This window comes from Mycobacterium asiaticum DSM 44297 (assembly GCF_000613245.1).
Classification (GTDB): Bacteria; Actinomycetota; Actinomycetes; order Mycobacteriales; family Mycobacteriaceae; genus Mycobacterium; species Mycobacterium asiaticum.
Map to the genome: position 1 here is coordinate 483,520 of NZ_HG964938.1, position 25,232 is coordinate 508,751.

Here is a 25,232-nt window from a genome sequence, read left to right on the forward strand (position 1 = left end):
GTAGAGACACAGAGTTACGAGGTTAGGAGAACGCCCAATGAGTGAGCAGAACGCGCCCCAGGCGTCCGAGGTACGAGTCGCCATCGTCGGCGTCGGCAACTGCGCGTCCTCGCTGGTTCAGGGCGTCCAGTATTACTTCGACGCCGACGAGAACAGCACCGTGCCGGGCTTGATGCACGTGACGTTCGGCCAGTACCACGTCCGCGACGTGAAGTTCGTGGCCGCGTTCGACGTCGACGCCAAGAAGGTCGGCTTCGACCTGTCCGAGGCGATCTTCGCTTCGGAGAACAACACCATCAAGATCGCCGACGTGCCGCCCACCAATGTGACGGTTCAGCGCGGCCCGACGCTCGACGGCATCGGCAAGTACTACGCCGACACCATCGAGGTGTCCGACGCCGAGCCTGTCGACGTGGTGCAGGCCCTCAAGGACGCCAAGGTCGATGTGCTGGTCTCCTACCTGCCGGTGGGTTCGGAGGAGGCGGACAAGTTCTACGCCCAGTGCGCCATCGACGCCGGCGTCGCGTTCGTCAACGCCCTGCCGGTGTTCATCGCCTCGGACCCGGTGTGGGCCAAGAAGTTCGCCGATGCCGGTGTGCCGATCGTCGGTGACGACATCAAGAGCCAGGTCGGCGCGACCATCACCCACCGCGTGATGGCCAAGCTGTTCGAGGACCGCGGCGTGCAGCTGGACCGCACCATGCAGCTCAACGTCGGCGGCAACATGGACTTTCTCAACATGCTCGAACGCGAGCGCCTGGAATCCAAGAAGATCTCCAAGACGCAGGCCGTCACCAGCAACCTGCAGCGTGAGTTCAAGACCAAGGACGTGCACATCGGGCCGTCCGACCACGTCGGCTGGCTGGACGACCGCAAGTGGGCATATGTGCGGCTGGAGGGCCGCGCCTTCGGCGATGTGCCGTTGAACCTGGAGTACAAGCTCGAGGTGTGGGACTCGCCGAACTCGGCAGGGGTCATCATCGACGCGGTGCGGGCGGCCAAGATCGCCAAGGACCGCGGCATCGGTGGCCCGGTGATCCCGGCGTCGGCCTACCTGATGAAGAGCCCACCCGAGCAGCTGCCCGACGACATCGCGCGCGCCCAGCTCGAAGAGTTCATCATCGAGGCGTAACTCGTAGAGTCTCCGGCGGGCCCAGCTCGTAGAGTCGCGAGGATGACCGACACCTCGCATGACGAACTGACAGCTCTTTCCGAGTTCGACCTGCTGGCCGAGAACGCCGAACAGGCGGGTGTCAGCGGTCCCCTACCGCCGGTGGAGCGGGTGCGGGCCGGCGGGATCAGTGCGCTGCGCTGGGGTGGTCCCGAACCGCGGGTGGTCTTCCTGCACGGCGGCGGCCAGAACGCCCACACCTGGGACACCGTGATCGTTGGCCTCGGTGAGCCTGCGCTGGCGGTGGATCTGCCGGGCCACGGCCACTCCGGCTGGCGCGAGGACGGCGACTACTCCCCCGCGAACAACGCCGACACCTTGGTGCCGGTACTGCGCGAGCTGGCACCGAGCGCCGAGTTCGTGGTCGGCATGTCGCTGGGTGGGCTGACCGGCATTCGGTTGGGCGCGCAGGCCCCCGACCTGGTCAATCAGCTGGTGCTCATCGACGTGACTCCGTCTGCGCTGCAACGGCATTCAGAGATGACCAAGGAACAGCAGGGCACGGTCGCACTGATGCACGGTGAGCGGGAATTCCCCAGCTTCCAGGCCATGCTGGACTTGACGATCGCTGCGGCGCCGCACCGCGAGGTCAAGGCGCTGCGTCGCGGCGTGTTCCATAACTCCCGCCGCCTGGACAACGGCAACTGGACGTGGCGTTACGACGCCATCCGCGTCTTCCCCGACTTCAGCACGCTGTGGGACGACGTCGCCGGCTTGGCTGCCCCGGTGACCCTGATCCGCGGCGGCTCATCGGGTTTCGTCACCGACGAGGACGCCGCCGAACTCGGCCGCCGCGCACCGCGATTCCGCGGCGCCCACATCGTCGAGAACTCGGGGCACTCGGTGCAGAGCGATCAACCGCGGGCGCTGATCGAACTGGTGCGCGCAGTGATCGATGCCGGTCGAGGTCGATCGCCGGATGCCCAGTAACGATCGATCCAGGCCCGCCGGTCGCCCGCGGGACACCTCCATCGACGATCGGGTGCTGTCAGCCACGCGTGAGTTGCTGCTCGAGGTCGGTTGGGACGATCTGAGCGTGCGCCTGGTTGCTGCCCGAGCGGGAGTCGGCCGGTCCAGCCTGAACCGGCGCTGGTCCTCAAAAGCCGAATTGGTGCTGCACGCGATCCTGGGTGAGTCCCCGGACCTGGCGCCATTCGAGGGCACCGACCTGACGGGTTGGATCGAATGGGTGGTGCGCGGCAGCCATGAATTGTTCGATCGACCAGACGTGCGGACGGCGGTACCGGGATTGTTGCTCGCTCTACAAGAGAACGACGACCTCCGGAAGACGCTGTGGGCCGCCTTCAGTGGGCCCGCGGTGGCACTCTTCGCCGAAAAGGCACAGCCGTCCAATCGGCGGGAGCGCCACCGCGCCGAGCTGGACGCCCGGGCCACCTTGGCGATGGCGGCCGGTGCTGCATTGTTTCTGACAACCGTTGGCGTGGAAGACAATTCGGAAGTTCTGCGAAACCGCATTGCGCAGTTGCTGAAGTCCGCGACGGTACCTGCGTTCGAGCGATGATAGCCTTCCGGGCCTTGAGAGGCTTTATGATGCCAACGGCATCGTAACTTCGACTTCTGGTGGGCCGGTCAGCACAATCATGGGTATCTACGCAATCAGCGGATCGGCGTCGGGCATGGGCCGTGCCACCGCGAACCGGCTGCGCGCCGACGGCCACACCGTCATCGGGGTCGACCTTCGGGACGCCGAGGTCGTCGCCGACCTCTCCGCGGCGGAGGGCCGCACGCGGGCGGCACGCGAAGTGCTCGCGGCGACCGACGGCCGGCTCGACGGCGCTGTCCTGGCCGCCGGCATCGGCCCCACGCCCGGCAACCTTCGCCGCATCCCTGAGGTCAATTACCTCGGGGTGGTGGACCTTCTCGATCGGTGGCGGCCAGCGCTGGCTGCCGCAGGCGGAGCGAAAGTCGTTGTGGTGTCGAGTAACTCGACGACAACCACACCGATGGTTCCGGCCCGGACGGTGCGTGCCCTGCTGGCCGGCGATGTCGATCGGGCCGTGCGCAGCGTGCGTGTCTTCGGCCCGGCCCGGCCCGCCATGGTCTACGCCGCGTCCAAGATTGCGGTCAGCCGGTGGCTGCGGCGCCACGCGGTCCGAACGGAATGGGCCGGGGCCGGGATCCGGTTGAACGCGTTGGCACCGGGTGCGGTGTTGACGCCGCTGCTCGAGCAGCAGTTGGCAGACCCCCGGCAGCGTCGGGCGGTGCAGCGCTTTCCGGTTCCGGTCGGCGGCTTCGGCGACCCGGACCAGCTGGCCCAGTGGGTTTGCTTCATGCTGTCCGATTCCGCCGAGTTCCTCTGCGGCAGCATCATTTTCGTCGATGGTGGCACGGACGCCCACTTCCGCGGTGAGGACTGGCCGCGACCGGTACCAGCGCGGCGCATCGTCGGCTACCTGCGGAAATTTCTGCGGCCGGGCTTTGATCAGCCTTAGCCCGGTGATATATTTCGGTGCCAATGGTATCGAAACTTGCATTCGCCCCTATGCGGCTCGGTCCTCTGACGTTGAAGAACCGCTTCATCAAGGCGGCGACATTCGAGGGTGTGATGCCTCGCGGACAGGTCACCGATGCACTGGTCGACTTCCACACTGAAGTAGCCCGCGGCGGAGCGGCCATGACCACCGTTGCCTACTGTGCGGTCTCCCCCGGCGGACGAGTGCACCGTGACACCGTTGTGCTCGACCGCAATCGGGTACCGCAGTTGCGCCGCTTGACCGATGCCGTTCATGCAGCGGGTGCACATGTCTGCGCGCAGATCGGGCACGCCGGGCTGGTAGCCAACACGCTGTCGAACCAGACCGCGACCCTGGCGCCGTCCACCCGCCTCAGCGCCCCGGCCATGGGTTTGGTCCGCGCTGCCACACCCGGTCAGCTCGAGGCGGTTGTCGACGACTTCGGAGCTGCCGCCCGCAATGCCGTCGAAGCCGGATTCGACGCGGTCGAAATCCACATGGGCCACGGTTACCTGCTCAGCTCCTTTTTTAGCCCGAGCCTGAACAAGCGGCGAGACAGCTACGGCGGCGACACCACTCGGCGCGCCGAGTTGGCGCGCCGGGTAGCCGAGCGGGTTCGGCGCACGGTCGGCCAGTCCGTTGCAGTCACCGCGAAGTTCAACATGGACGACGGGGTACGCCGTGGGTTCTGGCTCGCCGACAGCCTGCCCACCGCCGGCCTACTGCAATCCGACGGACACCTCGATGCGCTACAGCTGACCGGCGGGAGTTCGCTGCAGAATCCCATGTACTACTTTCGAGGTGACGTTCCCCTCGACGAATTCATCGCCTCGCAGCCGCGCGCGGTCGGACTGGGCCTGCGTGTCATCGGTCGCCGCATGTTTCGTGCCTATCCATTCGAAGAAGCCTTCTTCCTCCCGCTTGCCCGGCAGTTCCGTGCGGCCCTGTCCATGCCGCTGATCCTGCTCGGCGGAATCAACCGGCTCGACACCGTCGAAGGAGCGCTTGCCGAGGGTTTCGAATTCGTCGCAATGGCGCGGGCACTGCTGCGAGATCCCTATCTGGTCAACAATTTTCATCGGGGGGTGGCCAGCGACGGTCTGTGCATCCACTGCATGAAGTGCATGCCCACCGTATACACCGGAACGCATTGTGTTGTGCGCCAGCACAGCAGCATCTGACCTCGCCGGCGCGGCCGAGCGCCTACGGTGGTTACTATGACTTCCCCCGCCCAGCCCGGCCGTCCCATTCGTATCGGTGTGCAGCTGCAACCACAGCACGCCCCCAACTACGGCGACATCCGCGACGCCGTGCGTCGCTGCGAGGACATGGGCGTCGACGTCGCGTTCAACTGGGACCATTTCTTCCCGCTCTACGGTGATCCCGATGGCGCGCACTTCGAGTGTTGGACGATGTTGGGGGCCTGGGCCGAACAAACCTCGCGCATTCAAATCGGCGCGTTGGTGACCTGCAATTCCTATCGCAATCCAGAACTGTTGGCCGACATGGCTCGCACTGTGGACCACATCTGTGACGGCCGGCTCATCCTGGGCATCGGATCCGGCTGGAAGCAAAAAGACTACGACGAGTACGGCTACGAGTTCGGGACCGCCGGCAGCCGGCTGGACGACCTGGCCGAGGCGCTCCCCCGGATCACTTCGCGACTGGCCAAGCTCAACCCGGTCCCCACCCGCGACATCCCGGTGCTGATCGGTGGCGGCGGCGAACGCAAGACGCTGCGCCTGGTCGCCGAGCACGCCGACCTGTGGCACAGCTTCAGCTCGGCGGACGAGTATCCGGCGAAGTCGGAAGTCCTCGCCAAACACTGCGAGGCGGTGGGCCGGGATCCGGCCAGCATCGAACGGTCCGCGGGGGTCGGTGGCGGCAAAGAGCTGATCGCCAACGCCGAGGCGCTCACCGGTTTGGGCGTCACTTTGCTGACGGTCGGTTGCGACGGGCCGGACTACGACCTGACGGCCGCCGAAGCCCTCTGCAGGTGGCGAGACAGCTCCCGTTAATCGGAGTTTCATCGGCAAAACGTCTCTACGTATCGCGCCGGTCATGAGAAACTTGCCCGCTAGGGGCGGTGGGCCGCCTGGAAGAGACTGCTAGGACCAATGCCGAAGAAGTACGGAACCAAAGAGAAGGACCAGGTTGTCACCCACATCCTCAACCTGGTCCTGACTGGCAGGCTGCGCAGCGGCGACCGCGTCGACCGCAACGAGATCGCCCAGGGTCTGGGCATCAGCCGCGTGCCCATCCAGGAGGCACTGGTCCAGCTGGAACACGACGGGATCATCTCGACGCGATACCACCGTGGCGCGTTCGTCGAGCGCTTCGACGAAGCCACCGTGCTGGAGCATCACGAACTGGACGGGCTGCTCAACGGCATCGCGTCGGCGCGAGCGGCCGCCAACCCCACCCCGCGCATCCTGGGCGAACTGGACGCTTTGCTGCGGGCATTGCGGATTGCCAAGGAGCCCCGCAATTTCGCCGAGATCGCCTGGGAGTACCGGCGGGTGGTCAACGACGAGTACGCAGGCCCGCGACTGCACGCCACCATCCGCGCGTCGCAGAACCTGATCCCGCGTGTGTTCTTCATGACCTACCAGCACGGCCGCGACGACATGTTGCCGTTCTACGAAAATGAGAACGACGCGATGCACCGGCGGGACCCGGAAGCCGCCCGGGCCGCCTGCGTCGGCCGCTCCGAGCTGATGGCCAAGACCATGATCGCCGAGCTGTGCCGGCGCGGGGTCTTCGTGCCGCGGGACCACCTGGAAACCTCCCCGCCCGTCGTGTTCACCGACCACGGCAAAGTCGTGGAGTCCGGAGCTTCCGAGCAGATCCTCGATGGTGTGGCGGCCGAAAGGTTGCGGCGGACTCCCTCCCAGGCGCTTTGACCCGGCTTTTTCCCCGGCGGGCACGCCCGCGCGACACGGTGTCTCCGCCCACCGGCGTGTCGGGATAGACTGCCGGTTTATGGCGGACAGCGAACCCACGGCTCCGGAGGTGACGGAGCTCGCTGAGGGACTGCACCGCTCACTGTCCAAGCTGTTTGCGATTCTGCGCCGCGGCGACCCGAACAACGTGGTAGCCGGCGAATTGACGCTGGCACAGTTGTCGATTCTCATCACTCTGCTTGATCGGGGGCCAATCAGGATGACCGATCTCGCCGCGCACGAACGGGTGCGGACACCAACCACCACCGTGGCGATCCGCCGGCTGGAGAAGATCGGTCTGGTGAAGCGCTCCCGCGACCCGTCCGACCTACGCGCGGTCCTGGTCGACATCACCCCGCAGGGGCGGGCGGTGCACAACGAGTCGCTGGCCAACCGGCACGCCGCCCTGGCCGCAATGCTCAGCAAGCTGCCCGAGTCGGACCAGGAAACGCTGATGAAAGCGTTGCCGCCGCTGGACCGGCTGGCCAGCAGCGAACCGGCCGGGCAGCCCGCCGGCTCCGCTGAGTGCCCTGAAAGTGTTTGACTTCAACAAGTTCGGTAACTGCTGAACTCATGCCCACCGCACTTATCACCGGCGCGAGCGGCGGCATCGGCGCCGCCATCGCCACGGCGCTGGCCCCCACGCACACGTTGTTGCTGGCCGGCCGGCCATCTAGGCGCCTGGACGCCGTCGCAGAGCAGCTCGGCGCCACCACGTTCCCGCTGGACCTGACCGATACCGACTCCATCGAATCCAGCTGCGAAGTCATCGACGAACTCGACGTGCTGGTGCACAACGCGGGGGTCTCCGTCCCCGGCCGGGTCGCCGAGTCTCACGTCGACGAGTGGCGCGCTACCTTCGCTGTCAATGTCATTGGCGCCGTAGCCCTTACGCTGACGCTGCTGCCGGCGCTGCGGCAGGCGCGTGGCCACGTGGTTTTCATCAACTCCGGCTCCGGACGCAACGTGTCACCGGGCATGGCCTCCTACTCGGCCAGCAAGTTCGCGTTGCGCGCCTTCGCCGATTCACTGCGCCAGGACGAGCCCGCACTGCTGGTGACCTCGCTGCACCCGGGCCGGGTGGACACCGATATGCAGCGCGAGCTGGTCGCCTACGAGGGCGGCGAGTACGACCCGGGCAAGTTTCTGCGGCCTGAGACCGTCGCCGAAGTCGTCGCCCAGGTGGTGGCCACCCCGCCGGACGGTCACGTCCACGAAGTGGTGATCCGGCCACGGTAGGTAACCGGGTAGATCACACGACCAGGTTGACCATCCGGCCGGGAACCACGATCACCTTGCGCGGGGACGCGCCCGCCAGGAACGCCAGCACCTTCTCGTCGGCCAGAGCCGCGGCCTGCACCGCAGCGGTGTCCGAATCCGCGGCCACCACCACCCGGCCGCGCACCTTGCCGTTCACCTGGACGGGATACTCGACCGTGTCGTCCACCAGATAGGCCGGGTCGGCCACCGGAAACGGCCCGTGCGCCAACGGTTTCGAGTGACCCAACCGCGACCACAGCTCTTCGGCCAGGTGTGGAGCCAGCGGCGCCAGCATCAGCACCAGCGGTTCGACCGCCGCACGGGGGACGTCGTCGCGGTGCTGCTTGGTGAGGTGGTTGGTGTACTCGATGAGTTTGGCCGCCGCGGTGTTGTTCCGCAGCGCCGCATAGTCTTCGGACACTCCGGCCACCGTCCGGTGCAAGATCCGCAGCGTGTCGGTCTCCAGCTCGCGATCAACCACCCGGGTCTGACCGGTTTCCTCGTCGATCACCAGCCGCCACGCTCGCTGCAGAAAGCGTTGTGCGCCAACGACATCCTTGGTGGCCCATGGCCGTGACGCCTCCAGCGGGCCCATCGACATCTCGTAGACCCGCAGTGTATCCGCGCCGTAAGCGTCACAGATCTCGTCAGGGGAGATCGAATTCTTCAGGCTCTTACCGATTTTGCCGAACTCCTGGAAGACTTCGACCTCGCCGTCGGGACCTGGGTAGACGAACTTCCCGTCGCGCTCGATCACCTCCTCGGCGGGCACGTAAGAACCGCGGGCGTCGGTGTAGGCGAACGCCTGGATGTAACCCTGGTTGACCAGGCGGCGGAACGGTTCCCGGGAACTGACGTGACCAAGGTCGTAGAGCACTTTGTGCCAGAACCGCGCGTACAGCAGGTGCAGCACCGCGTGTTCGGCACCACCGACGTACAGGTCGACGCCACCGGGGTCTTGGGGACCGTGCTCGGCGGGCCGGGGACCCATCCAGTAGGCCTCGTTTTCCTTCGCGCAGAACCGCTCCGAGTTGTGTGGGTCGGTGTAGCGCAGCTCGTACCAGGAGCTGCCGGCCCACTGCGGCATCACGTTGGTGTCGCGGGTATATGGCTTCAACCCGTCGCCGAGGTCCAGCTCCACATGCACCCATTCGGAGGCCTTGGCCAACGGCGGCGACGGCTCGCTGTCCGCGTCGTCGGGGTCGAACAGCACCGGCGAATAGTCGATCACGTCCGGCAGTTCGACAGGCAGGGCTGCCTCGTCGAGCGGATGGGCCCGGCCCTCGCTGTCGTAGACGATCGGAAACGGCTCGCCCCAATACCGCTGCCGCGCGAAAAGCCAGTCCCTGAGCTTGAATTGGACCCGGGCCTCGCCCCTGCCCTCGGACTGCAGCCGGGCGGTGATGGCTTCCTTGGCCGCCGCCACATCCATGCCGTCCAGGAAGCCCGAGTTGACCAGCACGCCGTCACCGGCGTAGGCCGACTCCGAAATATCACCGCCGGCAATGACTTCCACGACCGGAAGGCCGAACTGGCGGGCGAAGTCCCAGTCCCGCTGGTCGTGGCCGGGCACGGCCATGATCGCTCCGGTGCCGTAACCCGCCAGCACATAGTCGGCGATGAAGATGGGCACCGGTTCACCATTGGCCGGGTTGGTGGCATAACTGCCCAGGAACACGCCGGTCTTCTCCCGGCTCTCCTGGCGCTCGAGGTCGGACTTGGCCGCGATGGCGCGTCGGTAGGTGGCCACCGCCTCCGCGGGTGTCGCGGCGCCGTACGTCCAGGACACCTCGACGCCGTCGGGCCAGCCGTCAGCCACCAGCTCGTCCACCAGCTCGTGCTCGGGAGCCAGCACCAGATAGGTGGCGCCGAACAACGTGTCGGGCCGGGTGGTGAACACCTCGATGTCCGCACCCGACCCGTCGGCCTTGGTGGCCGAGAACAGCGCCGAGGCGCCGGTCGAACGCCCGATCCAGTTGCGCTGCATGGTCTTGACCTTCTCCGGCCAGTCCAGCAGGTCGAGGTCATCGAGCAAGCGGTCGGCATAGGCGGTGATCCGCATCATCCATTGCCGCAACCGTTTCCGGAACACCGGGAAGTTGCCGCGGTCACTGCGCCCGTCGGAGGTGACCTCTTCGTTGGCGAGCACCGTGCCCAGACCTGGGCACCAGTTCACCATCGAATCCGAGCGGTAGACCAGCCTGAAGCTGTCGATCACGTCCGACCGCTCCCCCGCCGACAACGTCGCCCAGTCCCGCCCGTCGTCCAGACGCCGGGCACCGGAATCCAGTTCGGCGATCAACTCCGCGATGGGACGGGCCTTGTCGGCTGCCGTGTCGAACCAGGCGTTGTAGATCTGCAGGAAGATCCACTGCGTCCACTTGTAGAACTCGACGTCGGTGGTCGAGAAACTGCGGCGGCTGTCGTGCCCAAGCCCCAGCCGGCCCAACTGCCGACGGAAATTGACGATGTTGGCTTCGGTTCTGGTACGCGGGTGGGTGCCGGTTTGCACCGCATACTGCTCGGCGGGCAGGCCGAAGGCGTCGAAGCCCAACGCGTGCAGAACGTTCCGGCCCTGCATTCGGAAGTATCGGGCGTAGACGTCGGTGGCGATGTAGCCCAGCGGGTGGCCGACGTGCAGGCCCTCCCCCGACGGGTAGGGGAACATGTCCTGCACGAACAGCTTGTCCTCGGGAACCGCCGAACCGTCGGTGGGCGCCAGCGAGCCGACCGGGTTGGGCACGTGGAACGTCCCCAGCCGGGCCCAGGTGTCCTGCCACTTGCTTTCCACATCGGCGGCGAGCTCGGCCGTATAGCGGTATCGCGGCGCGTCGGAGTCCGCGTCCTGCACGGTCGGCGATTCGGTCACGCCCAACAGGGTAAAGGGCAGGCCCCAACCCGCCGTCCCCGCTCCGGCGGCCACAGCTTGATATCGGTTCCATTGCGCACCGGTCAGAGGTTCATCCCAGCTCGATTTCGAGCGTGGTAGGCACCCTGAGCAGTGGTTACATTCAGCCTCGAGGTGGGCTTCAACGACAACCAGCGCCCCGAGTTATTCCGGAGGGACCGACCGAGATGATTCAGATCGCGCGCACCTGGCGAACACTCGCCGGTGGCATGGCCGCCGGCGCCGTCGGCCTCGTGATGATTGCCGGCGGAACCGCATCCGCGGAACCCCTGGTCCCACAGCCGGCCGTGCCCGGCCCGGTTCCCATGCAGCCGGCCACCATCCCCGGCCAGAGCTCCACGGTGTTTCCCGGCGGTGCCAACAGCAACCGGATCGCTCCCCTACCGGTGCAGGCGCCGGCGCCCCTGCAGGCTCCCGCTGCGCCGATTCCGGCCCCGGTGCAGGCCCCCGTGCAGGCCCCGGTGCAGGCCGCTGCCCCGGCCGCGGCAGCGCCCACGCCCCCGGCGGCGACCCCAGCCGTCACCGGCACCCTGCGCGAGTACCTGGAAAGCAAAGGGGTCAAGCTCGAGGCGCAGCGGCCGCTGAACTTCAAGGCGCTCGAGATCACGCTGCCGGTGCCGTCCCGCTGGACGCAGGTACCGGACCCGAATGTGCCGGACGCGTTCGTAGTGATCGCCGACCGCGTCGGCGGCAATAGCGTGTACACCTCGAACGCGCAGGTGGTGGTGTACAAGCTGGTCGGTGACTTCGACCCGGCAGAGGCGATCACGCACGGGTTCGTCGACAGCCAGCGGCTGCTCGCCTGGCAGACGACCAATGCGTCACTGACCAACCTTGGCACCTTCCCGTCGTCGGTCATCGAAGGCACCTACCGGGAAAACGACATGACGCTCAACACCTCGCGGCGTCACGTGCTGGCCAGCTCCGGAAACGACAAGTACCTGGTGTCCCTGTCGGTGACGACGGCGGCAAGCCAGGCCGTCAGCGACGCGCCGGCCACCGACGCCATCGTCAACGGCTTCCGGGTGACGGCCCCCGGCGCCGCCGGTCAGCCGGCCCCCCAGGCACCGGCGCCTGCGCCGCCCGCCCGTCCCGCGGCACCCCCGGCACCGCAGGCACCGGCGCCCCAGACGGTCCACCCGGCGCCGCTGGGAGTTCCCGGCCAACCCGCGCTCGGCGGTCCGGCTCCCAGCGCGGTGACACCGGCGCTGCCGCCGCTAATGCCGCTGACACCGGTCGCAGCGCGCTAGCGCAACGGCGAAGCCCCGGCACGCACAAACTTCGGCGGGCTCGTATTGTGAGCCCATGCTTATCGCGGGCTTGGTGTGCGTATGTGCGGCCATAGCTTCGGCCGCGTTCGGGATCTGGTCACTTTCGCAGGCGCCCGCCTCCGAGCCCACCCAGCTGGCGCTGCGGTCGATGGCGCCTACCCAGCTAGCGGCCGCGGTGATGCTGGCGGCCGGGGGAGTGGTGGCGCTGGCGGCGTCGGCGCAGACGGCGCTGGTGGTGGTCATCGTCTGCGTCGCCGGCGCGCTCGGCACGCTGGCCACCGGCTCGTTGCAGAGCGCGCGGTTCGCGTTGCGCCGGGAAGCGGCCGCCCAGCCGGCCGGTTGCGCCGGCAGCTGCGGCGTCTGCACGCTGTCCTGCGAGTAGTCGACTAGTTGCGGCTGACGTCGATCGGATGCGTCGCCAGCAACGACAGCGGTAGCGGCTGGCGGCGCAGCACCTGACCCCACAGGTCCGCGCGGGGCGGCACTAGCACGTCAGAGGGCAACGCCGACAACACAATCCAGTCGTCGCGTTCGATCTCACCCTCGAGCTGACCGATGGTCCAGCCGGAGTACCCCGCGAAAATCCGCACTCCTTCGACGGCCGGGGCGATCACATCGGGGTCCGCATCGAGGTCCACCATCACCATGCGGCCCGCCACGTGGCGTAATCCTGGAACACCGTCGGGTTCGGCACCCACCCGCAGCACCGCGAGGCACAATGCGGCATCCCGCTTGACCGGCCCGCCGATGAACATCGTCTTGGGCTTGGCCGCGATCTTCGCCCACTGCGGCAACACGTTGTAGACCGCTGTTTCGCTGGGCCGGTTCAGCACCACCCCCAGGGTGCCGCCCTCGTTGTGTTCGACGATGTAGATGACGCTGCGCCGAAACGTCGGTTCCAGCAAATCGGTGTTGGCAAGCAGCAACGTGCCGGCCCGCACCCGCTGTGCGGGAGGGGCGAAATTGTCGTCGGGATCTTCCTGCGGCGCCACTAACACATCATCGCACCCGCGCCGTGGAGGTCGGCGCAAACAGCCGCGGTCGGCGGGGATTTGTACTGTGATTGAGACGGCGCAGAGCCGATCCAGCCTTGCCTGTGCCGATCGTGGAAGTGGGTTTAGTGATTCGCACCCGGATGCAGGCAAGCGCACCCGCCGAATTGTGGCGGTCGGTGCGCGAGCTGCCGGATTTCTGGCGACTTCTGCAGGTACGCATGGCAAGTCAGTTCGGCGACGGCCTGTTTCAGGCCGGTCTGGCGGGCGCGCTGCTGTTCAACCCGGACCGGGCCGCCGACCCGATGGCGATCGCGCGGGCCTTCGCGGTGTTGTTCCTGCCGTACTCGCTGCTGGGACCGTTTGCCGGTGCGCTGATGGACCGCTGGGACCGGCGGCTGGTGCTGGTCGGCGCCAACAGCGTGCGGCTCGGTTTCATCGTTGCGATCGGCACGAGCCTGGCTGTCGGCGCGGGCGACATTCTGCTGCTCTGCGCCGCGCTGCTGGCCAACGGCATGGCGCGATTCGTCGCGTCCGGGCTCTCGGCCAGCCTGCCGCATGTGGTGCCGCGTGAGCAGGTGGTCACGATGAACTCGCTGGCCACCGCGGCGGGGGCGGTCGCGGCGTTTCTGGGGGCGAACTTCATGTTGGTGCCGCGGTGGCTGGGCGGCGCCGGAGACCACGGCGCGGCGGTGGTGATCTTTACCGCACTCATCCCGGTGGCGCTGGCGTTGGTGCTGTCATGGCGGTTCGGCCCGCGGGTGCTGGGTCCCGACGACACGAAACGCGCGATCCATGGGTCGGCCGGCTATGCGGTGCTGACCGGGTGGCTGCACGGCGTGCGGACGGTCGTGCAGCGTCCCACGGTTGCCGCGGCACTGTCCGGGCTGGCCGCCCACCGCATGGTGGTGGGGATCAACTCGCTGGTCATCCTGCTGCTGGTGCACAACATGAAGAACGTCGACGGCGACGGGTTGGGCACTGCCCTGGTGTTCTTCGGCGCCACCGGGTTGGGCGCCTTCCTGGCCAATGTGGCCAACCCGGTGCTGGTTCGCCGGTGGGGCCGCTACGCGACGGCCAATGCCGCGTTGGTGGCCGCGGCCGTCATCCAGTGCGCCGGTGCGAGCTTATTGCTGCCGGTGATGGTGGCGTGCGGATTCCTGCTGGGGCTGGCCGGCCAAGTGGTCAAGCTGTCCGCCGACGCGGCGATGCAGATCGACGTGGACGACGCGCTGCGCGGTCACGTGTTCGCGGTGCAGGACGCCCTGTTCTGGGTATCGTTCATCGCCGCGGTCTCGGTGGCGGCCGTGTTCATTCCGGCGGACGGGCACGCGCCGGCGTTCGTGTTGTGCGGTTCAGGGGTCTATCTGCTGGGACTGTTGACGCACGGCCTGGTCGGCCGCCTCGGCCAGACGACGTAGGAGGTAGCGAAGATGGCAGGTCCGGGTCCGTTCGTCGCCGACTTGGCGGCCGAGAGCGACGAGCTCGATGCGCTGGTGGCGCCCCTGGCACCCCAGGACTGGGCGACGGCGACGCCGGCGCCGGGCTGGTCCATCGCCCACCAGATCGGGCACCTGCTGTGGACCGACCGGGTGTCGCTGCTGTCGGTGACCGACGAGAGCGGCTTCGCCGAGGTGCTGACCGCCGCGGCCACCGACCCGGCCGGTTTCGTGGACGCCGGCGCCGAAGAATTGGCCGCGGTGCCACCCGAGGAGCTGCTGGCCGATTGGCGGACCACCCGTCATCGCCTGCACGCCGCCCTGCTCGAGGTGACCGATGGACGCAAGCTGCCCTGGTTCGGGCCTCCGATGAGCGCCTCGTCCATGGCCACGGCGCGCCTGATGGAGACCTGGGCGCACGGGCTCGACGTCGCCGACGCGCTGGGGGTCGCCCGGCCGCCGACCGATCGGCTGCGCTCGATCGCGCACATCGGTGTGCGCACCCGCGACTACGCGTTCGTCGTCAACAACCTCACGCCGCCGACCGAACCCTTCCTGGTCGAGCTGCGCGCGCCCGGCGGCGACACCTGGTCGTGGGGCCCGGCCGACGCCGCGCAGCGGGTCACCGGCTCGGCCGAACACTTCTGCTTCCTGGTCACCCAGCGCCGCGCGCTGCGCGAGCTGGACATCGAGGCGGTGGGGGAGGATGCCCGGCGCTGGCTGGGCATCGCCCAAGCGTTCGCCGGCCCGCCGGGACCGGGGCGCTGACACCGGACGGGCCCAGTTGTCGCTGCCTTAGCGCGAGTCGGTGCGTTCGTCGCTGACGACGACCCGCGCCCGCGCCACTTCCTGCTTGTCGGTCTCCTGGCCGCGGGCCAGCATGCCCCCCGGTGTCATCGGCACCGGAGCGCCTCCGGTGGAGACCGTCGGGCCGCGGACTTCCGCAGCGTTGAGCACCCCGGCGCGCAGGCTGGTCGGCCTGCCACCGGCTTCGGGCTCGAAACTGCTGGTGGGCCGGGTGTAGCTGGTCAGCCCAGCGCCCGGAAAGCCCGGGGTGCCGCCGCCTCCCGGGAGCGCGCCGCCGACGGCGCCGAGCGGGACCGAGCCGGCGGGTGTCACCGCCGCGACTTCGGCCGCGGCGCCGGTCGACGGGAACATGCCGGCGAACGCCTGCATCATGCCCTGGGGGAGGCCGCTGATGCCCTGCATCGCTTGCATCGGCGCCTGCAGCAGCTGCTTCAGCGGTTCGGTGGCACCGGACACCAGCTGCACCGGTTCCTGCAGCAGCGAGCCGAGTTGGCCGACGCTGTCGGTCGGAGCCGCGGTGGCCTGGCCGGCGGTCTGCACGACCTGGGCCGACGCCTGCGCGCCGCCCTGCATGCCGGTCTGCGCGGCCGCCTGGGCCACCGCCTGAGCCGCGGCCGCCGGAGCAGCCGGGGAAGCGCCCATCGGCGCGATCGGCGGCGGAACCGCCAGCGCCGCAACCAGCGCGCTCAGCGCGGCCGAGTACGTCCAGCCCACGCTCGAGTTGTGCGGCCAGTGCTCGGCAAAGTATTCGACGTCGCGTTCGACGATCGCCGGGGTGTTCTGTCCGAAGAAATTCGTGGCGTTGAGCACGCTCCACTCGTCGCGGTTGGTCTGCGAGACCACCGAGGGGATGACAGCTGACCGCGCGAGCGTGAAGGCTTCGACGGCGGCCTGCGTCACGTTGATTTTTTCCGCTGTCCAGCCCACCAGCGTCTGCAGTCCGGCGTTGAGCCCGGTGACCGCCACCGTGGACGCGACCGAGCCCACGCCCTGCCACTGCGTCGCGGTGGCCAGGCTGTTCAACGCGGAAAGCCCGGCCGACAGCTCCTTGTTGGCCGTCTCGGTCACCCACACAACATTGTTGGCAATCACCGACGCGGGGGAGCCCGCTTCGAAGATGGCGGCGACCACCTCAGGTGGGCCAGTCCACCGGGGATCCGGCATCTGCTCGTCCTACAGCCCGATCGCGGTCGCGTTGGCGGCCTCGGCGGCGACGGTGGCCGCAGACGCCAGACCCTGGGCGCCGGAGAAGGCGGTCCGCTGCCCGATGTGCTCCGCGGATGTCGCGAGGTAGGCGGCGCCGGCGGCATTCAGGGCAGCGGCGAACTCGATTGAGTCGGCGTCTGCTGCCATCGGCAGCACCCCGGTGAGTGCGGCGGCACCGGCCGCGGTAGTCGCGGCCATCCCCTCGCTGAGCCCTGCCTCCGTGGCCGCCGACAAGTCGACGGCACCCGGCACCATGCCGAACATCCCAGTCATATCTGCCTCTCGATTGATCGCGACCCGCCCGAGCGGCCGCAAGTTGCGCTGAGTCTAGGGTGGCTGCCTTCGCCTGTCGATTCAGGTCTGCAGGTCTCCTACCAGGACTCCTTCCATGACTCCGTCGGTGGTGACCAACAAACCACGGCCGGGCGGCAGCTGCTGAGCGCTGGTTCGGCCGAACACTTTCACCGCCGCGGGGTCGTTGTCCATGAACAGTGTCGGCGCCCGGGAGCCCGTCATCTTCTGCAGGAACGGGTTGGTAACCGCGACGCCCGCCCAGTTGCCGGGCAGCCGCGAGGCGATCACATGCAAGCCGATCTCGCGGCTTCGTTCGATCAGGCCCCACAACGGCGCGGTCGCCGCGTTCTTGCCGAGCAGACCGTGCGGCCGTAGTTCCTGCTCATCGTCGATTAGGACGAAGTGGTGTGGACCGTCCCAGTCGCCGCGGCTGAGCAACTCTTCCTGGCTCAAGCCCGAGGGCGGTAGCCGGTCCCGCAGCAATTCAGCCAACTCGGCGATCACGGTGTCGATGTCGTCGGCGGTGTAGGCGTAGGCCCGCACATGCTCACCTTGGATCTTGCCGATCAGCGAGGTCTTGGGGTCGATGATGGTGATCTGAGCCTGCTCCGGAGTGCACCGCGCCACGATCGACTGCCCAATCGCCGCCAGCGTGGTCGTCTTCCCGCAGGCCTGACGTCCGACCACTAGGAGGTTGGGCACCACACGAGCCGGCAACATGACCGGCTGCAGGGCGGTTTCGCCGATCCCGAACGGAATGTTCAACGGGTCCGCGTGCCCGGCGCCGGCCAGGAACGCGGCAGCGACCTCGGCCAGGCCGATCCGTTCGGGCAGCCGCGCCAGGCTCTCCACCCTGCCCACCCCGGTCACGTCGGCGATCAGCGTTCCGATGTCGCGCGTGCCCACCCGGTCACCGGCCGCCCCGACCACCTCGGGCACCGCGACCAACAACTCGAAGCCCTCCCGGGTCAGTCCGAAGCCGGGCCGGTCCAACGTGTTCCGCGCCGCCTTCTTACGCTCGAATCCCTCACCCATCTGGGTCTCGTCGGGATTGCTCAGCCGCAGCTGGATGCGCGCGTTCGACACATTGACCAGCTGCTGTTTCTGACCCACCAACCAGGCGGTCGCGCTGGTCATGATGTGCACCCCATATGACAGTCCCTGGCGGGCGATCGCGATTGCACGCTCGCCCATGGCGGCGTCCTTGTCATAGAGGTCGCTGAAGTTGTCGATGACGAGGAACACGTCACCGAACTTGTCGTCGGGATCGGTGCCGTCGCTGCCTGGGCCGTCCACGCCGAACCGCCGCTCCCGGAATTCCGAGATGTCGATCTGGTACCTCTTGAAGGATGCCTCGCGTGCCAGGATGAGTCCCTCGATCGAGGCGATCGTCCGCGAAACACCCTCTGCGTCGGTCGGACTGACCACCGACGCGACATGGGGCAGGTCTTCGACGGGGAACAGCGACGCGCCGATACAGAAGAAGGTGACCCGTTCGGGCCGGTACATCAGCGCAGCCGAAGTCATCACTGTCATCAAGGTGGTGGACTTACCGCGCTGCGCCGTCGCGACCACCATGATGTTGTCGGTCTCGGCGTTGATCGCATGCACCCGCTGGTCGTGCTCCTCCGGGATGTCGACCACGCCCAGCGGGAACACCAGACCGGGGTTTCGCCCATAGTCGACATGCCACGGCCGTCCCCGCCAGCGCGCCACCAGCGCGTCGATCGGTTCGCTGACTTCCAGTGGGGGAAGCCAGATTTGGTGTGGCGGTCGCGCGGGGTGCGAAATGAGTGATTCGCGGACGACATCGACCAGCTTCTTCTTGCGGAAGCCGTCGGGGTGGAACAGGAATTCGTCGGGTTCTGCGGGTTCGTCGGCGACGGCCAGCGCCGCGCTGTCGGATTCGGTGAGCGGTTGATACGCCCAGGTGTAGGCCCGCGGCTGGGAGAAGCTCATGGCGATCGTCTGGTCCACCTCCGCCGCCCGCTTCGGCACGACGAACGGCGCGGACACGTAGAAGCAGCGGAATTGGTCTAGGTCGCGCGGCCCGACTTTGAGCAATGCGTAGCCGTTCTCCTGCGACGGCAGATGCAGCGCGGCGTCGCTGCCGATGACGTCCCGGGAGTCCTCGGCGGTCTCGGCACGCAGTGCGACCCGGAAAGCGATGTTGCTCTTGGCTTTACTGAGCGACGAGAGATCCAGCCGCTGGCCGCCCAGGGTGAAGAAGACGTTGCAGCCGCGGCCTTCCTGCCCGATGTGGATGACCAGGTCGATCCACTCCGGATGGTGGATGAACAGTTCGAGGTATTCGTCAATGATCACCAGGAGGATGGGCACCGGCTCCAGATCCCGGCCCGCCAGACGCATCTCTTCGTACTCGTTGGCGTCGCGGGCGCCGGCGTCCTTGAAAAGCCGGTAGCGGCGCGATATCTCGCCGTTGATGGCCTTGCGCATCCGCTCCGCGAGGTGCCGATCGTCCTTGCCCAGATTGGACAGCGATCCGGCGACGTGCGGGAACCCCTGCAGGTCCTGGGCTGCCGATTCGAATTTCATGTCGACGAAAATCACGATGAACGATTCCGGCGAGTGAGTCAGCGCGATGCCGCTGCACAAAGAAAGGAAGTACTCCGACTTGCCCGAACCGGAGGTTCCGATCACGACGGAGTGAAAGCCGTAGCCACCGAAGTCTTTTGCGCGCAGGATCACGTACTGCAGTTCGCCGCTCTGCTTGACCCCGACCGGCACCATCGCCCATCGCGGGTCTCCGCGACCGCGGCTCTCGGCCCATAATTTGTCGACGTCGAGTTCTCTCGGATCGTTGATGCCGAGCGCCCGAAGTAGTTCACCGCCTTGGCTTTCGGTTTCGGACAGCTCGTCCGCGCTCATCGGGGACCAGCGGGCCAGCGCACGCGCATACCTGTTGGCCGTGCTGTCGGCAAGCATGTCCGCCACCGCATAGAAGGCGTTGCGGTGGCTGAGCCTACCGGCGCGCAACGCGAAGCGCTGGCTCTCGTCGGTAAAGCCGACGCCGACTCCGACCCGGGTTGCCAACCGCAATACGGTGATGCCGGCCATGCCCTTCTGACCGGTCACGCCTTCCCACTGTTCGGGTGTGCCGACGTTGTCATCCACGATCACCCAATGCGGTCCCAGCGCCGACGACACCTCGATCGGTGACGGCATGGAGGTCGGGCTCGACGTCGCCGGCGGGGTCCAGGGTCCGCGACCCTTGCGGTGCAACTCGGCATCGAGCGCCTCTTCCAGTTCCGTGGGTGAGGCGAACACCAGCCGACGCAGCCCGCAGGCATCGAACATCTCGTCATGCTGGTTATGCGGCATCCAGACCAGCCACTGCCAGTGCTCGGGATGTCGGGTCACCACCATGAGCTTGAGATCGTGCGGGCTGTGGTAGACCGCGAGCGCGCAGAGCATCGAGCGCATCAGTCCATGCAGCTCGATCGGGTCCTCGGCGATGAAACTGAACCCGGGTTTCGAGCGGAGGCTCAGCACCTTTCCGATATCCCGGATCTTGCTCTGCTCGAGAATGAAATCCCTTAGTGCGCCGCCGGTCACGGGCTCCAGCTCTTCCCCGATCGGCACGTCGGGCCACTGCAGTGAGACCGCTGATTCGCTGGCTTGCTGTACTCCCACACCGAGCCGCACGTCCAGGAAGTCCGGATCGGTGGGGCGCCGTTCCCACATGCGGGGGCCGCCGATGATGCTGTCGAACCGTTGCGGGTCGGCGTGGATGAACAGCTGGGACCGTCGCTGCTGTTGGGCGGCTCGTTGCACTTCCTCGCGGTCGTCGTCGAGTTGGCGTAGGTAGCTGCGCCGCTGCTTTTCCTGTTCGCCCCAGGTGATTCGGCGCCCACGACCGAAGCGGCCGCCGAACATCAGCGCACCGAAGCCGACCAGGCCGATCATCGGGAAGAACCCCGACTGCAGCGACCGCACGCCCGATGCGTACATCACGACCAGGGTGCCGACGATCCCGATCAGCAGAGCCGGCAGGGCGATCATCAGCAAGATGTTGCGGGGCTCGCGTTCGGGCAGTGCCAGAGGCGCAGCCACGGCCACCCGCACCGGCGCAACACTTGTTGGCGGCGTGCGCCTTTCGCGAACGAACGCTCGTTTGGACATGATCAATTCCCCGCTTCGCCGGAGTCAGGAATGGGCGCTACCCCACCTCCTGCGGGTACCGCGTCACGTGCGATCAGCGCGGCGTCCCGAGCTATTGCCGGGCCGGGAGCGAATGTGCGCACGATCGGCCAGGGGGCTTGAACGGCGAGCCGAGGATCCAGTCCCAGTGCTTGCAAGGTCCGTTGGTCGGACTGGATGCCGTACCGAACGCCCTGCGGCGAAACCCAATACAAACTCTCTCGGCTGCCGGAGACAGCCGAGCCACTGGTGGTTGCGACGAAGTTGGCCGCACCGGGCAGGATCAAGGTCTGGTGGGCCTCGGCCGATTCGGGATCTCGATCGTCGCGGACGAGGTGCACCAGTCGGGAATCCATGCCGGCCGGGATCGGCAACCCCCGCCCGGAGATGACGGTGATCCTGGCCTGCGGATCGATGGGCTGTTTCTCCCATGCCACACATGTCACTGGATTGGCGGCGGTATCAACGAAATTGAGCTTGCCCGGCGGGTAGTAGTCGACGTCGAGTACGTCCACCACCGGAATGTGAACGAGTTTGTCCGGTGCCACGAGCGCCGGCGCGGTCGACCCTTGCGAGTCGCCGGTCCGCAGTAGGTCGGCCACGAATCCGGTGATCTTCTGCACCCCGGCCGGCAACAGCACGTAGAAGCCGTTGACTGCCCCGCCGGCGTCGCGGGACTCCAGTACGCTACCCACTTTGGCGCCGGGCAGCCATCGTGAAGGACTGCCGGATTCCGGGATCGTGGGCAGCACAAGGGGTTCGGTCGACGGCATGGCATCGAACAGGGCGTTGGAGATTTCGACCGGGTATGTCACGCCGGGATCGAGCCCCAGGTTGAATGTCACCGATCGGTCGGCCGGATCGATCCGGGATCGCTGGCCCCCCCAGATCACATAGGTCGCACCGTGGTGGGTCACCAATACGGCCCGTCCTGGCTCCAGGACCGCGGCCCTGCCCGCAGGCGTGAGGCCCCCCGCAATTGAGGTCACCACCGAAGGGGCGGTGCTGGCGCGGGACCCCTGGAGTTGGGCGGTGTCACAGACCGCCCAAGCCGAAAGGACACCGCCGGTGGCCGGCAGCGCGTCGGGCAGACCGGGGATCCCGATCATCGGGCCGGTCGGATACTTGGCGATCTCGCCAGCGGTCACCCACGTGGGCGCTGCCGCACTGCCGACCGCCAGGCGCGCGGAGGTCAGATTGAGCGCGGGGTAAAGGCGTCCGCCGACCTTGGCATAGATCGCGCCGGTATCGCGGTTGCCGATGAGGGTCGACTGGGCGATCAACCCGGCCGGCTTCATCACGTGCAACAGGGCCATCCATCCGACCCCGATCAGGACCAGCACGATCGAGAGGGCAACCGCCGCTTGCTGTTTGCGATCGTCGTGCTTCATTCGCACGGAGAACCTGGTGATGGCGGCTCGCAGCCGCCGATTGTAGAACAGGTGCCCTGAACTCTGGTCGCGGTTCGACAGATTAAGTGGCACAGTCATTCTCCTTCCGGCGGGTGCGTACGGATCCCTCCGTACGTTGCCGACGTCACTGCAGGCGGCCGCCGTACCGTGCCTGATTGTCGGCTTCAGCCTCTTCGCGCAGCGCTGCGATCGCGAGGTTCAATCTGTCGGCCAATTGGGTGGGGGAGTAACCGACCATCACGTCAGGATGCAGGCTCAACTTGAGCAACCGTCCGTCCGAATTTGCCACAGCGTAAACGTCTCCCAGGTCGACGCTGTAGGTGACGGTTTCGGCCTGGGCGACAATCGCTTCCCACTTGTCGGCCGCCTCGCTCAGTGAGCGGAGCACCGATTCCACGAGAGCCCTGTCGCCTTCGGCGCTGAGGTCGGCGATTTCGCTGCGACCCGGCCCCGACACCCTGACAGTATGTCGACGCCTCTTACCAGCGTCAATTCAAACGCGGGGGCCGCTTTCGGGCGGCGGAGCGGGCGGCTCGGCAACCGCTGTGGCACTGAGCTTCTTGAACCAAGCGAAGTGGTAGTTCGCCGATATTGCGTCCCCGGCAACACGGGCCTCGGTGGCAGCCAACAACATGCAGTTGAGCAGCTGCGCCAACTCGACGTCGGGGTATTGCGCCAGCACCTGATAGCGCAAGGTGTCCAGGTGAACCCGGAGCAGGTCGGCTTCCTGTTCGACGATTTCGCCACCGCCTGCGGCGGCCTTCGCCAAGGTGTGCGCCAACCGCGGCAAACCCTCGCGCCAGTGCGTCGCGGCGCCAAGCTCCCAATCCAGGTCGTCGACAACCGGCAGTTCGAAAGGTTCCACCGACGCCTCGATGTCGTCGGATTCGGACGGCCAGTTCGCCGATTCTCCCGGCGCGTAGGTCGCGGCGCGGGTCGTGGCACCGAGTAGCTCGGCGGCCCGGCCGCTGCGCCGCTGCGGTTCGGGCAGCCGTAGGCCCGCCGGGATCGCGATTCCCGGCGGTATCCAGCCATGGGCGAGATCGGTGACCAGTAGCGTCGTACCATCCAAGCGCTCCCCGATCGCCCAGTTCACCCGCGGTTCCTGACGCGCGGCGAAAGCCAGCAGCCGGTCTAGCCGCCGATCACCGTCAGCCGCCTCATCGGCGCCGTCTGGCACCGACGGTGGCGCAATCTCGTCCCGGATGGCAGGAATGACCTGCGTCTTGTGCAGATCGATCGGCGCGGGCACATCGTCGACCGGTGGTGCCACGTCCCGGATGGCCGGTAGCACCTGCGTCTTGTCCATGTCCACGCGGCCGCCGCCGTTGCCCAGCTGGGGCGGCGCGGTGGGCGGCTGCCTCAGATGTCTCAACTGCCTCATCGTCGAATCGACCCTGCGCACCGCTTGGGCGCGGGCATCGCCGATGACTTGGGCTTCGGCGGCACGGCGCGCTGAATGCGCCAGTTCCGAGCGCCGGATCGCTCGCAGATCATCGTTGGCCGACTTCGCAATGCGCTCCAGGTCGGCTCTGAGATAGTCTGCGAGCGTTGCGGTTTCGGCGTCACTCGCGGACAGCTCGGGCGGCCAAAGACCTCCGATGACCCAAGGGGTGCAGTCGGGTGGAGCGCTGAAAGTCGGGACGGTCAGAGATTGCTGGGTCGCTCTGCGCAGCCGCTCACGCGCCGTTCTGCGACCGAAGATTCCCACCGGCTAAGCGTACCGGCATCCAATCGGACCCGATTGCGGCAGCTGCGGACGGTGAATTGTGCGGCCCTCTATCGGTCGGTAGCGTGTGGCCATGGCCGATTCTGCGTTGCAGCAGCAGCTCGACGAGGTGCGTGCATTGCTCGGTCGCGCACGAGAGTTGTTCGGCGCCAACCCAATCGAACCGCCGGTCGATATTGCCCCCGAGCCCGACGCCGCCAAGACCTGGCTGCCTTAGGTTTTCAGTCGCACAGCCGCGCCCGAAGCTGGTGCGCCAATAGTTTTTCAATCGCCGCATCGAGATCGGCTGCCGTCGGAACCTCCGCGGACGGACTGTGGCCGGCCGCGACAATCTCCGCGCGCACTTCCAGTAATGCTTTGAGGCACGACACGTCGGCGGTCAGCACAATCGCCTCCGCGAGAGTTTCGGCGTCCGTCTCCATCGCCGCTTCGCTCAGCGCAACACTGTGCAGATACCCGCCCCGGCACGAGCGCACCAGGATGTGCCCGCTCGGGTGAACGGTGTCGAAGGCGGGATTGGCTTCAGTCATGGGTGCCGCTGACGTTAGTCATCCGTCGACGAGGCCGCCGAGTTTGTCGGCGGCTTCTTGTTCGTGCCGCTCCCACATCGCCGCTGACGTGTGCAGGCTCTCGGCGATGTCGGCATGATCGTCAGCCTGCTGTTCGTAGCACTGGCGTCTGACCTCGAGCAGCTCCCGGCCGGCTTCGCGAAGTTCGCCGAAGATCGGGCCCAGCGAGTCCAGGCTCGCCTGGATTGCGGGGTGCGACGACGGCATCGCGCGTAGCTGCTCCGAGCTCTCCCGGTGCCGGACGGCGGCTTCTCGTAGCTGCGCCGGCACCACATGGATTCGATCTGCCATAGCTGTCTCCTTGGTGTGGGCCTCTCACGCTGTGATGGCCGACGGACGGGTTGGTGTGGGTGGGTCGGCTGCGGGCGGGGCCGGTCCCGCCGGCTGTGTCACCGGGGACGGCGGGTGTTGCCAACCTAGAAAGCTGGGCCCGGCGACCGCTGAGATGTGCTGAATCTGGCCTTCTAGCAGGGCTTGGCTGCGACCGAGGGCAAGTGCGTGCCGATCGGTGAACATGCCGATGTCCCCGGGGACGACCTGCGTCGGGTCGATCGGGTGTGCGACCGCACTCCCCGGTGGCGGAATGGTCATGCCCTG

At 67.2% G+C, this 25,232-nt stretch carries 24 protein-coding genes and 1 pseudogene; 14 read left to right on the forward strand and 11 right to left on the reverse strand.

Annotation, left to right across the window (positions count from 1 at the left end):
- The first annotated feature begins 37 nt into the window (after nt 1-37).
- The 9 genes from BN972_RS21145 (at nt 38) to BN972_RS21185 (ending at nt 7,826) form a co-directional block, all read left to right on the forward strand.
- A complete protein-coding gene (locus tag BN972_RS21145) occupies nt 38-1,132 on the forward strand; it encodes an inositol-3-phosphate synthase (protein ID WP_036362168.1) in 1,095 nt (364 codons plus the stop codon).
- 42 nt (nt 1,133-1,174) lie between these two features.
- A complete protein-coding gene (locus BN972_RS21150; protein WP_036362171.1) occupies nt 1,175-2,101 on the forward strand; it encodes an alpha/beta fold hydrolase in 927 nt (308 codons plus the stop codon).
- Nucleotides 2,091-2,693: a TetR/AcrR family transcriptional regulator gene (locus tag BN972_RS21155; RefSeq protein WP_036363605.1), complete on the forward strand. Its 603-nt coding sequence runs from the start codon at nt 2,091-2,093 to the stop codon at nt 2,691-2,693. Before BN972_RS21150 ends, BN972_RS21155 begins: the two co-directional genes overlap by 11 nt.
- A 79-nt stretch (nt 2,694-2,772) precedes the next feature.
- The gene (locus BN972_RS21160; RefSeq protein WP_036362174.1) at nt 2,773-3,624 is read left to right on the forward strand and encodes an SDR family oxidoreductase; all 852 of its coding nucleotides are present in this window, start codon (nt 2,773-2,775) and stop codon (nt 3,622-3,624) included.
- A 23-nt stretch (nt 3,625-3,647) separates the two neighbouring features.
- Nucleotides 3,648-4,826: an NADH:flavin oxidoreductase gene (locus BN972_RS21165; protein WP_036362177.1), complete on the forward strand. Its 1,179-nt coding sequence runs from the start codon at nt 3,648-3,650 to the stop codon at nt 4,824-4,826.
- Between the two features lie 36 nt (nt 4,827-4,862).
- A complete protein-coding gene (locus BN972_RS21170) occupies nt 4,863-5,663 on the forward strand; it encodes an LLM class F420-dependent oxidoreductase (protein WP_036362180.1) in 801 nt (266 codons plus the stop codon).
- A 99-nt stretch (nt 5,664-5,762) separates the two neighbouring features.
- Nucleotides 5,763-6,548 carry a GntR family transcriptional regulator gene (locus tag BN972_RS21175; protein ID WP_080697054.1) on the forward strand — a complete coding sequence of 262 codons (786 nt, stop codon included), beginning with the start codon at nt 5,763-5,765 and terminating at the stop codon, nt 6,546-6,548.
- A 79-nt stretch (nt 6,549-6,627) separates the two neighbouring features.
- Nucleotides 6,628-7,131 (forward strand): MarR family winged helix-turn-helix transcriptional regulator, encoded by a 504-nt coding sequence (locus BN972_RS21180; RefSeq protein ID WP_036362183.1) that lies wholly within the window; start codon nt 6,628-6,630, stop codon nt 7,129-7,131.
- A gap of 29 nt (nt 7,132-7,160) precedes the next feature.
- On the forward strand, nt 7,161-7,826 hold the full coding sequence (locus BN972_RS21185; protein WP_036362187.1) for an SDR family oxidoreductase: 666 nt from the start codon (nt 7,161-7,163) through the stop codon (nt 7,824-7,826).
- A 13-nt stretch (nt 7,827-7,839) separates the two neighbouring features.
- On the opposite strand, the gene leuS is transcribed toward BN972_RS21185, so the two are convergent.
- Nucleotides 7,840-10,716: a leucine--tRNA ligase gene (leuS, locus tag BN972_RS21190; protein ID WP_036363609.1), complete on the reverse strand. Its 2,877-nt coding sequence runs from the start codon at nt 10,714-10,716 to the stop codon at nt 7,840-7,842.
- 206 nt (nt 10,717-10,922) lie between these two features.
- On the opposite strand from leuS, the gene BN972_RS21195 reads away from it, so the two are divergent.
- Both BN972_RS21195 and BN972_RS21200 read left to right on the forward strand, forming a co-directional pair.
- Complete coding sequence (locus tag BN972_RS21195) at nt 10,923-12,005, forward strand: LpqN/LpqT family lipoprotein (RefSeq protein ID WP_036362190.1); 1,083 nt, start codon at nt 10,923-10,925, stop codon at nt 12,003-12,005.
- A gap of 55 nt (nt 12,006-12,060) precedes the next feature.
- The gene (locus tag BN972_RS21200) at nt 12,061-12,408 is read left to right on the forward strand and encodes a hypothetical protein (protein ID WP_036362192.1); all 348 of its coding nucleotides are present in this window, start codon (nt 12,061-12,063) and stop codon (nt 12,406-12,408) included.
- Between the two features lie 4 nt (nt 12,409-12,412).
- Here BN972_RS21200 and BN972_RS21205 read toward each other — a convergent pair whose 3' ends face one another.
- Entirely contained in the window at nt 12,413-13,018 is a 606-nt protein-coding gene (locus BN972_RS21205; protein WP_036362194.1) for a YqgE/AlgH family protein, read from the reverse strand.
- Between the two features lie 104 nt (nt 13,019-13,122).
- Between BN972_RS21205 and BN972_RS21210 the strand changes: the two genes are divergently transcribed.
- Entirely contained in the window at nt 13,123-14,439 is a 1,317-nt protein-coding gene (locus tag BN972_RS21210) for an MFS transporter (RefSeq protein WP_099051166.1), read from the forward strand.
- Between the two features lie 12 nt (nt 14,440-14,451).
- Nucleotides 14,452-15,225 (forward strand): TIGR03084 family metal-binding protein, encoded by a 774-nt coding sequence (locus BN972_RS21215; RefSeq protein WP_036362197.1) that lies wholly within the window; start codon nt 14,452-14,454, stop codon nt 15,223-15,225.
- Nucleotides 15,226-15,252: 27 nt separating this feature from the next.
- Here BN972_RS21215 and BN972_RS21220 read toward each other — a convergent pair whose 3' ends face one another.
- The 6 genes from BN972_RS21220 to BN972_RS21245 all read right to left on the reverse strand — a co-directional run bounded on the left by BN972_RS21220 (nt 15,253) and on the right by BN972_RS21245 (nt 24,048).
- Nucleotides 15,253-16,428: a PPE domain-containing protein gene (locus BN972_RS21220; RefSeq protein ID WP_036362200.1), complete on the reverse strand. Its 1,176-nt coding sequence runs from the start codon at nt 16,426-16,428 to the stop codon at nt 15,253-15,255.
- 9 nt (nt 16,429-16,437) lie between these two features.
- Entirely contained in the window at nt 16,438-16,743 is a 306-nt protein-coding gene (locus BN972_RS21225) for a PE domain-containing protein (protein WP_235192541.1), read from the reverse strand.
- Between the two features lie 81 nt (nt 16,744-16,824).
- A complete protein-coding gene (locus BN972_RS21230; protein WP_036362207.1) occupies nt 16,825-20,907 on the reverse strand; it encodes a type VII secretion protein EccC in 4,083 nt (1,360 codons plus the stop codon).
- A 2-nt stretch (nt 20,908-20,909) separates the two neighbouring features.
- Complete coding sequence (eccB, locus tag BN972_RS21235; RefSeq protein ID WP_036363614.1) at nt 20,910-22,409, reverse strand: type VII secretion protein EccB; 1,500 nt, start codon at nt 22,407-22,409, stop codon at nt 20,910-20,912.
- A 52-nt stretch (nt 22,410-22,461) separates the two neighbouring features.
- The gene (locus BN972_RS21240; RefSeq protein ID WP_036362210.1) at nt 22,462-22,794 is read right to left on the reverse strand and encodes a DUF2710 family protein; all 333 of its coding nucleotides are present in this window, start codon (nt 22,792-22,794) and stop codon (nt 22,462-22,464) included.
- Between the two features lie 36 nt (nt 22,795-22,830).
- Nucleotides 22,831-24,048 (reverse strand): DUF5631 domain-containing protein, encoded by a 1,218-nt coding sequence (locus tag BN972_RS21245; protein WP_051545711.1) that lies wholly within the window; start codon nt 24,046-24,048, stop codon nt 22,831-22,833.
- Between the two features lie 91 nt (nt 24,049-24,139).
- On the opposite strand from BN972_RS21245, the gene BN972_RS29805 reads away from it, so the two are divergent.
- A complete protein-coding gene (locus BN972_RS29805) occupies nt 24,140-24,283 on the forward strand; it encodes a hypothetical protein (RefSeq protein WP_167659591.1) in 144 nt (47 codons plus the stop codon).
- Between the two features lie 4 nt (nt 24,284-24,287).
- Here the strand turns inward: BN972_RS29805 and BN972_RS21250 are convergent, their stop codons facing one another.
- The 3 genes and pseudogenes from BN972_RS21250 to BN972_RS30560 all read right to left on the reverse strand — a co-directional run.
- The gene (locus BN972_RS21250) at nt 24,288-24,596 is read right to left on the reverse strand and encodes a DUF2694 family protein (RefSeq protein WP_036362213.1); all 309 of its coding nucleotides are present in this window, start codon (nt 24,594-24,596) and stop codon (nt 24,288-24,290) included.
- An 18-nt stretch (nt 24,597-24,614) separates the two neighbouring features.
- Complete coding sequence (locus tag BN972_RS21255; protein ID WP_036362217.1) at nt 24,615-24,926, reverse strand: ESX-1 secretion-associated protein; 312 nt, start codon at nt 24,924-24,926, stop codon at nt 24,615-24,617.
- Nucleotides 24,927-24,950: 24 nt separating this feature from the next.
- A pseudogene (locus tag BN972_RS30560) lies at nt 24,951-25,232 on the reverse strand (DUF4226 domain-containing protein); the annotation flags it as partial.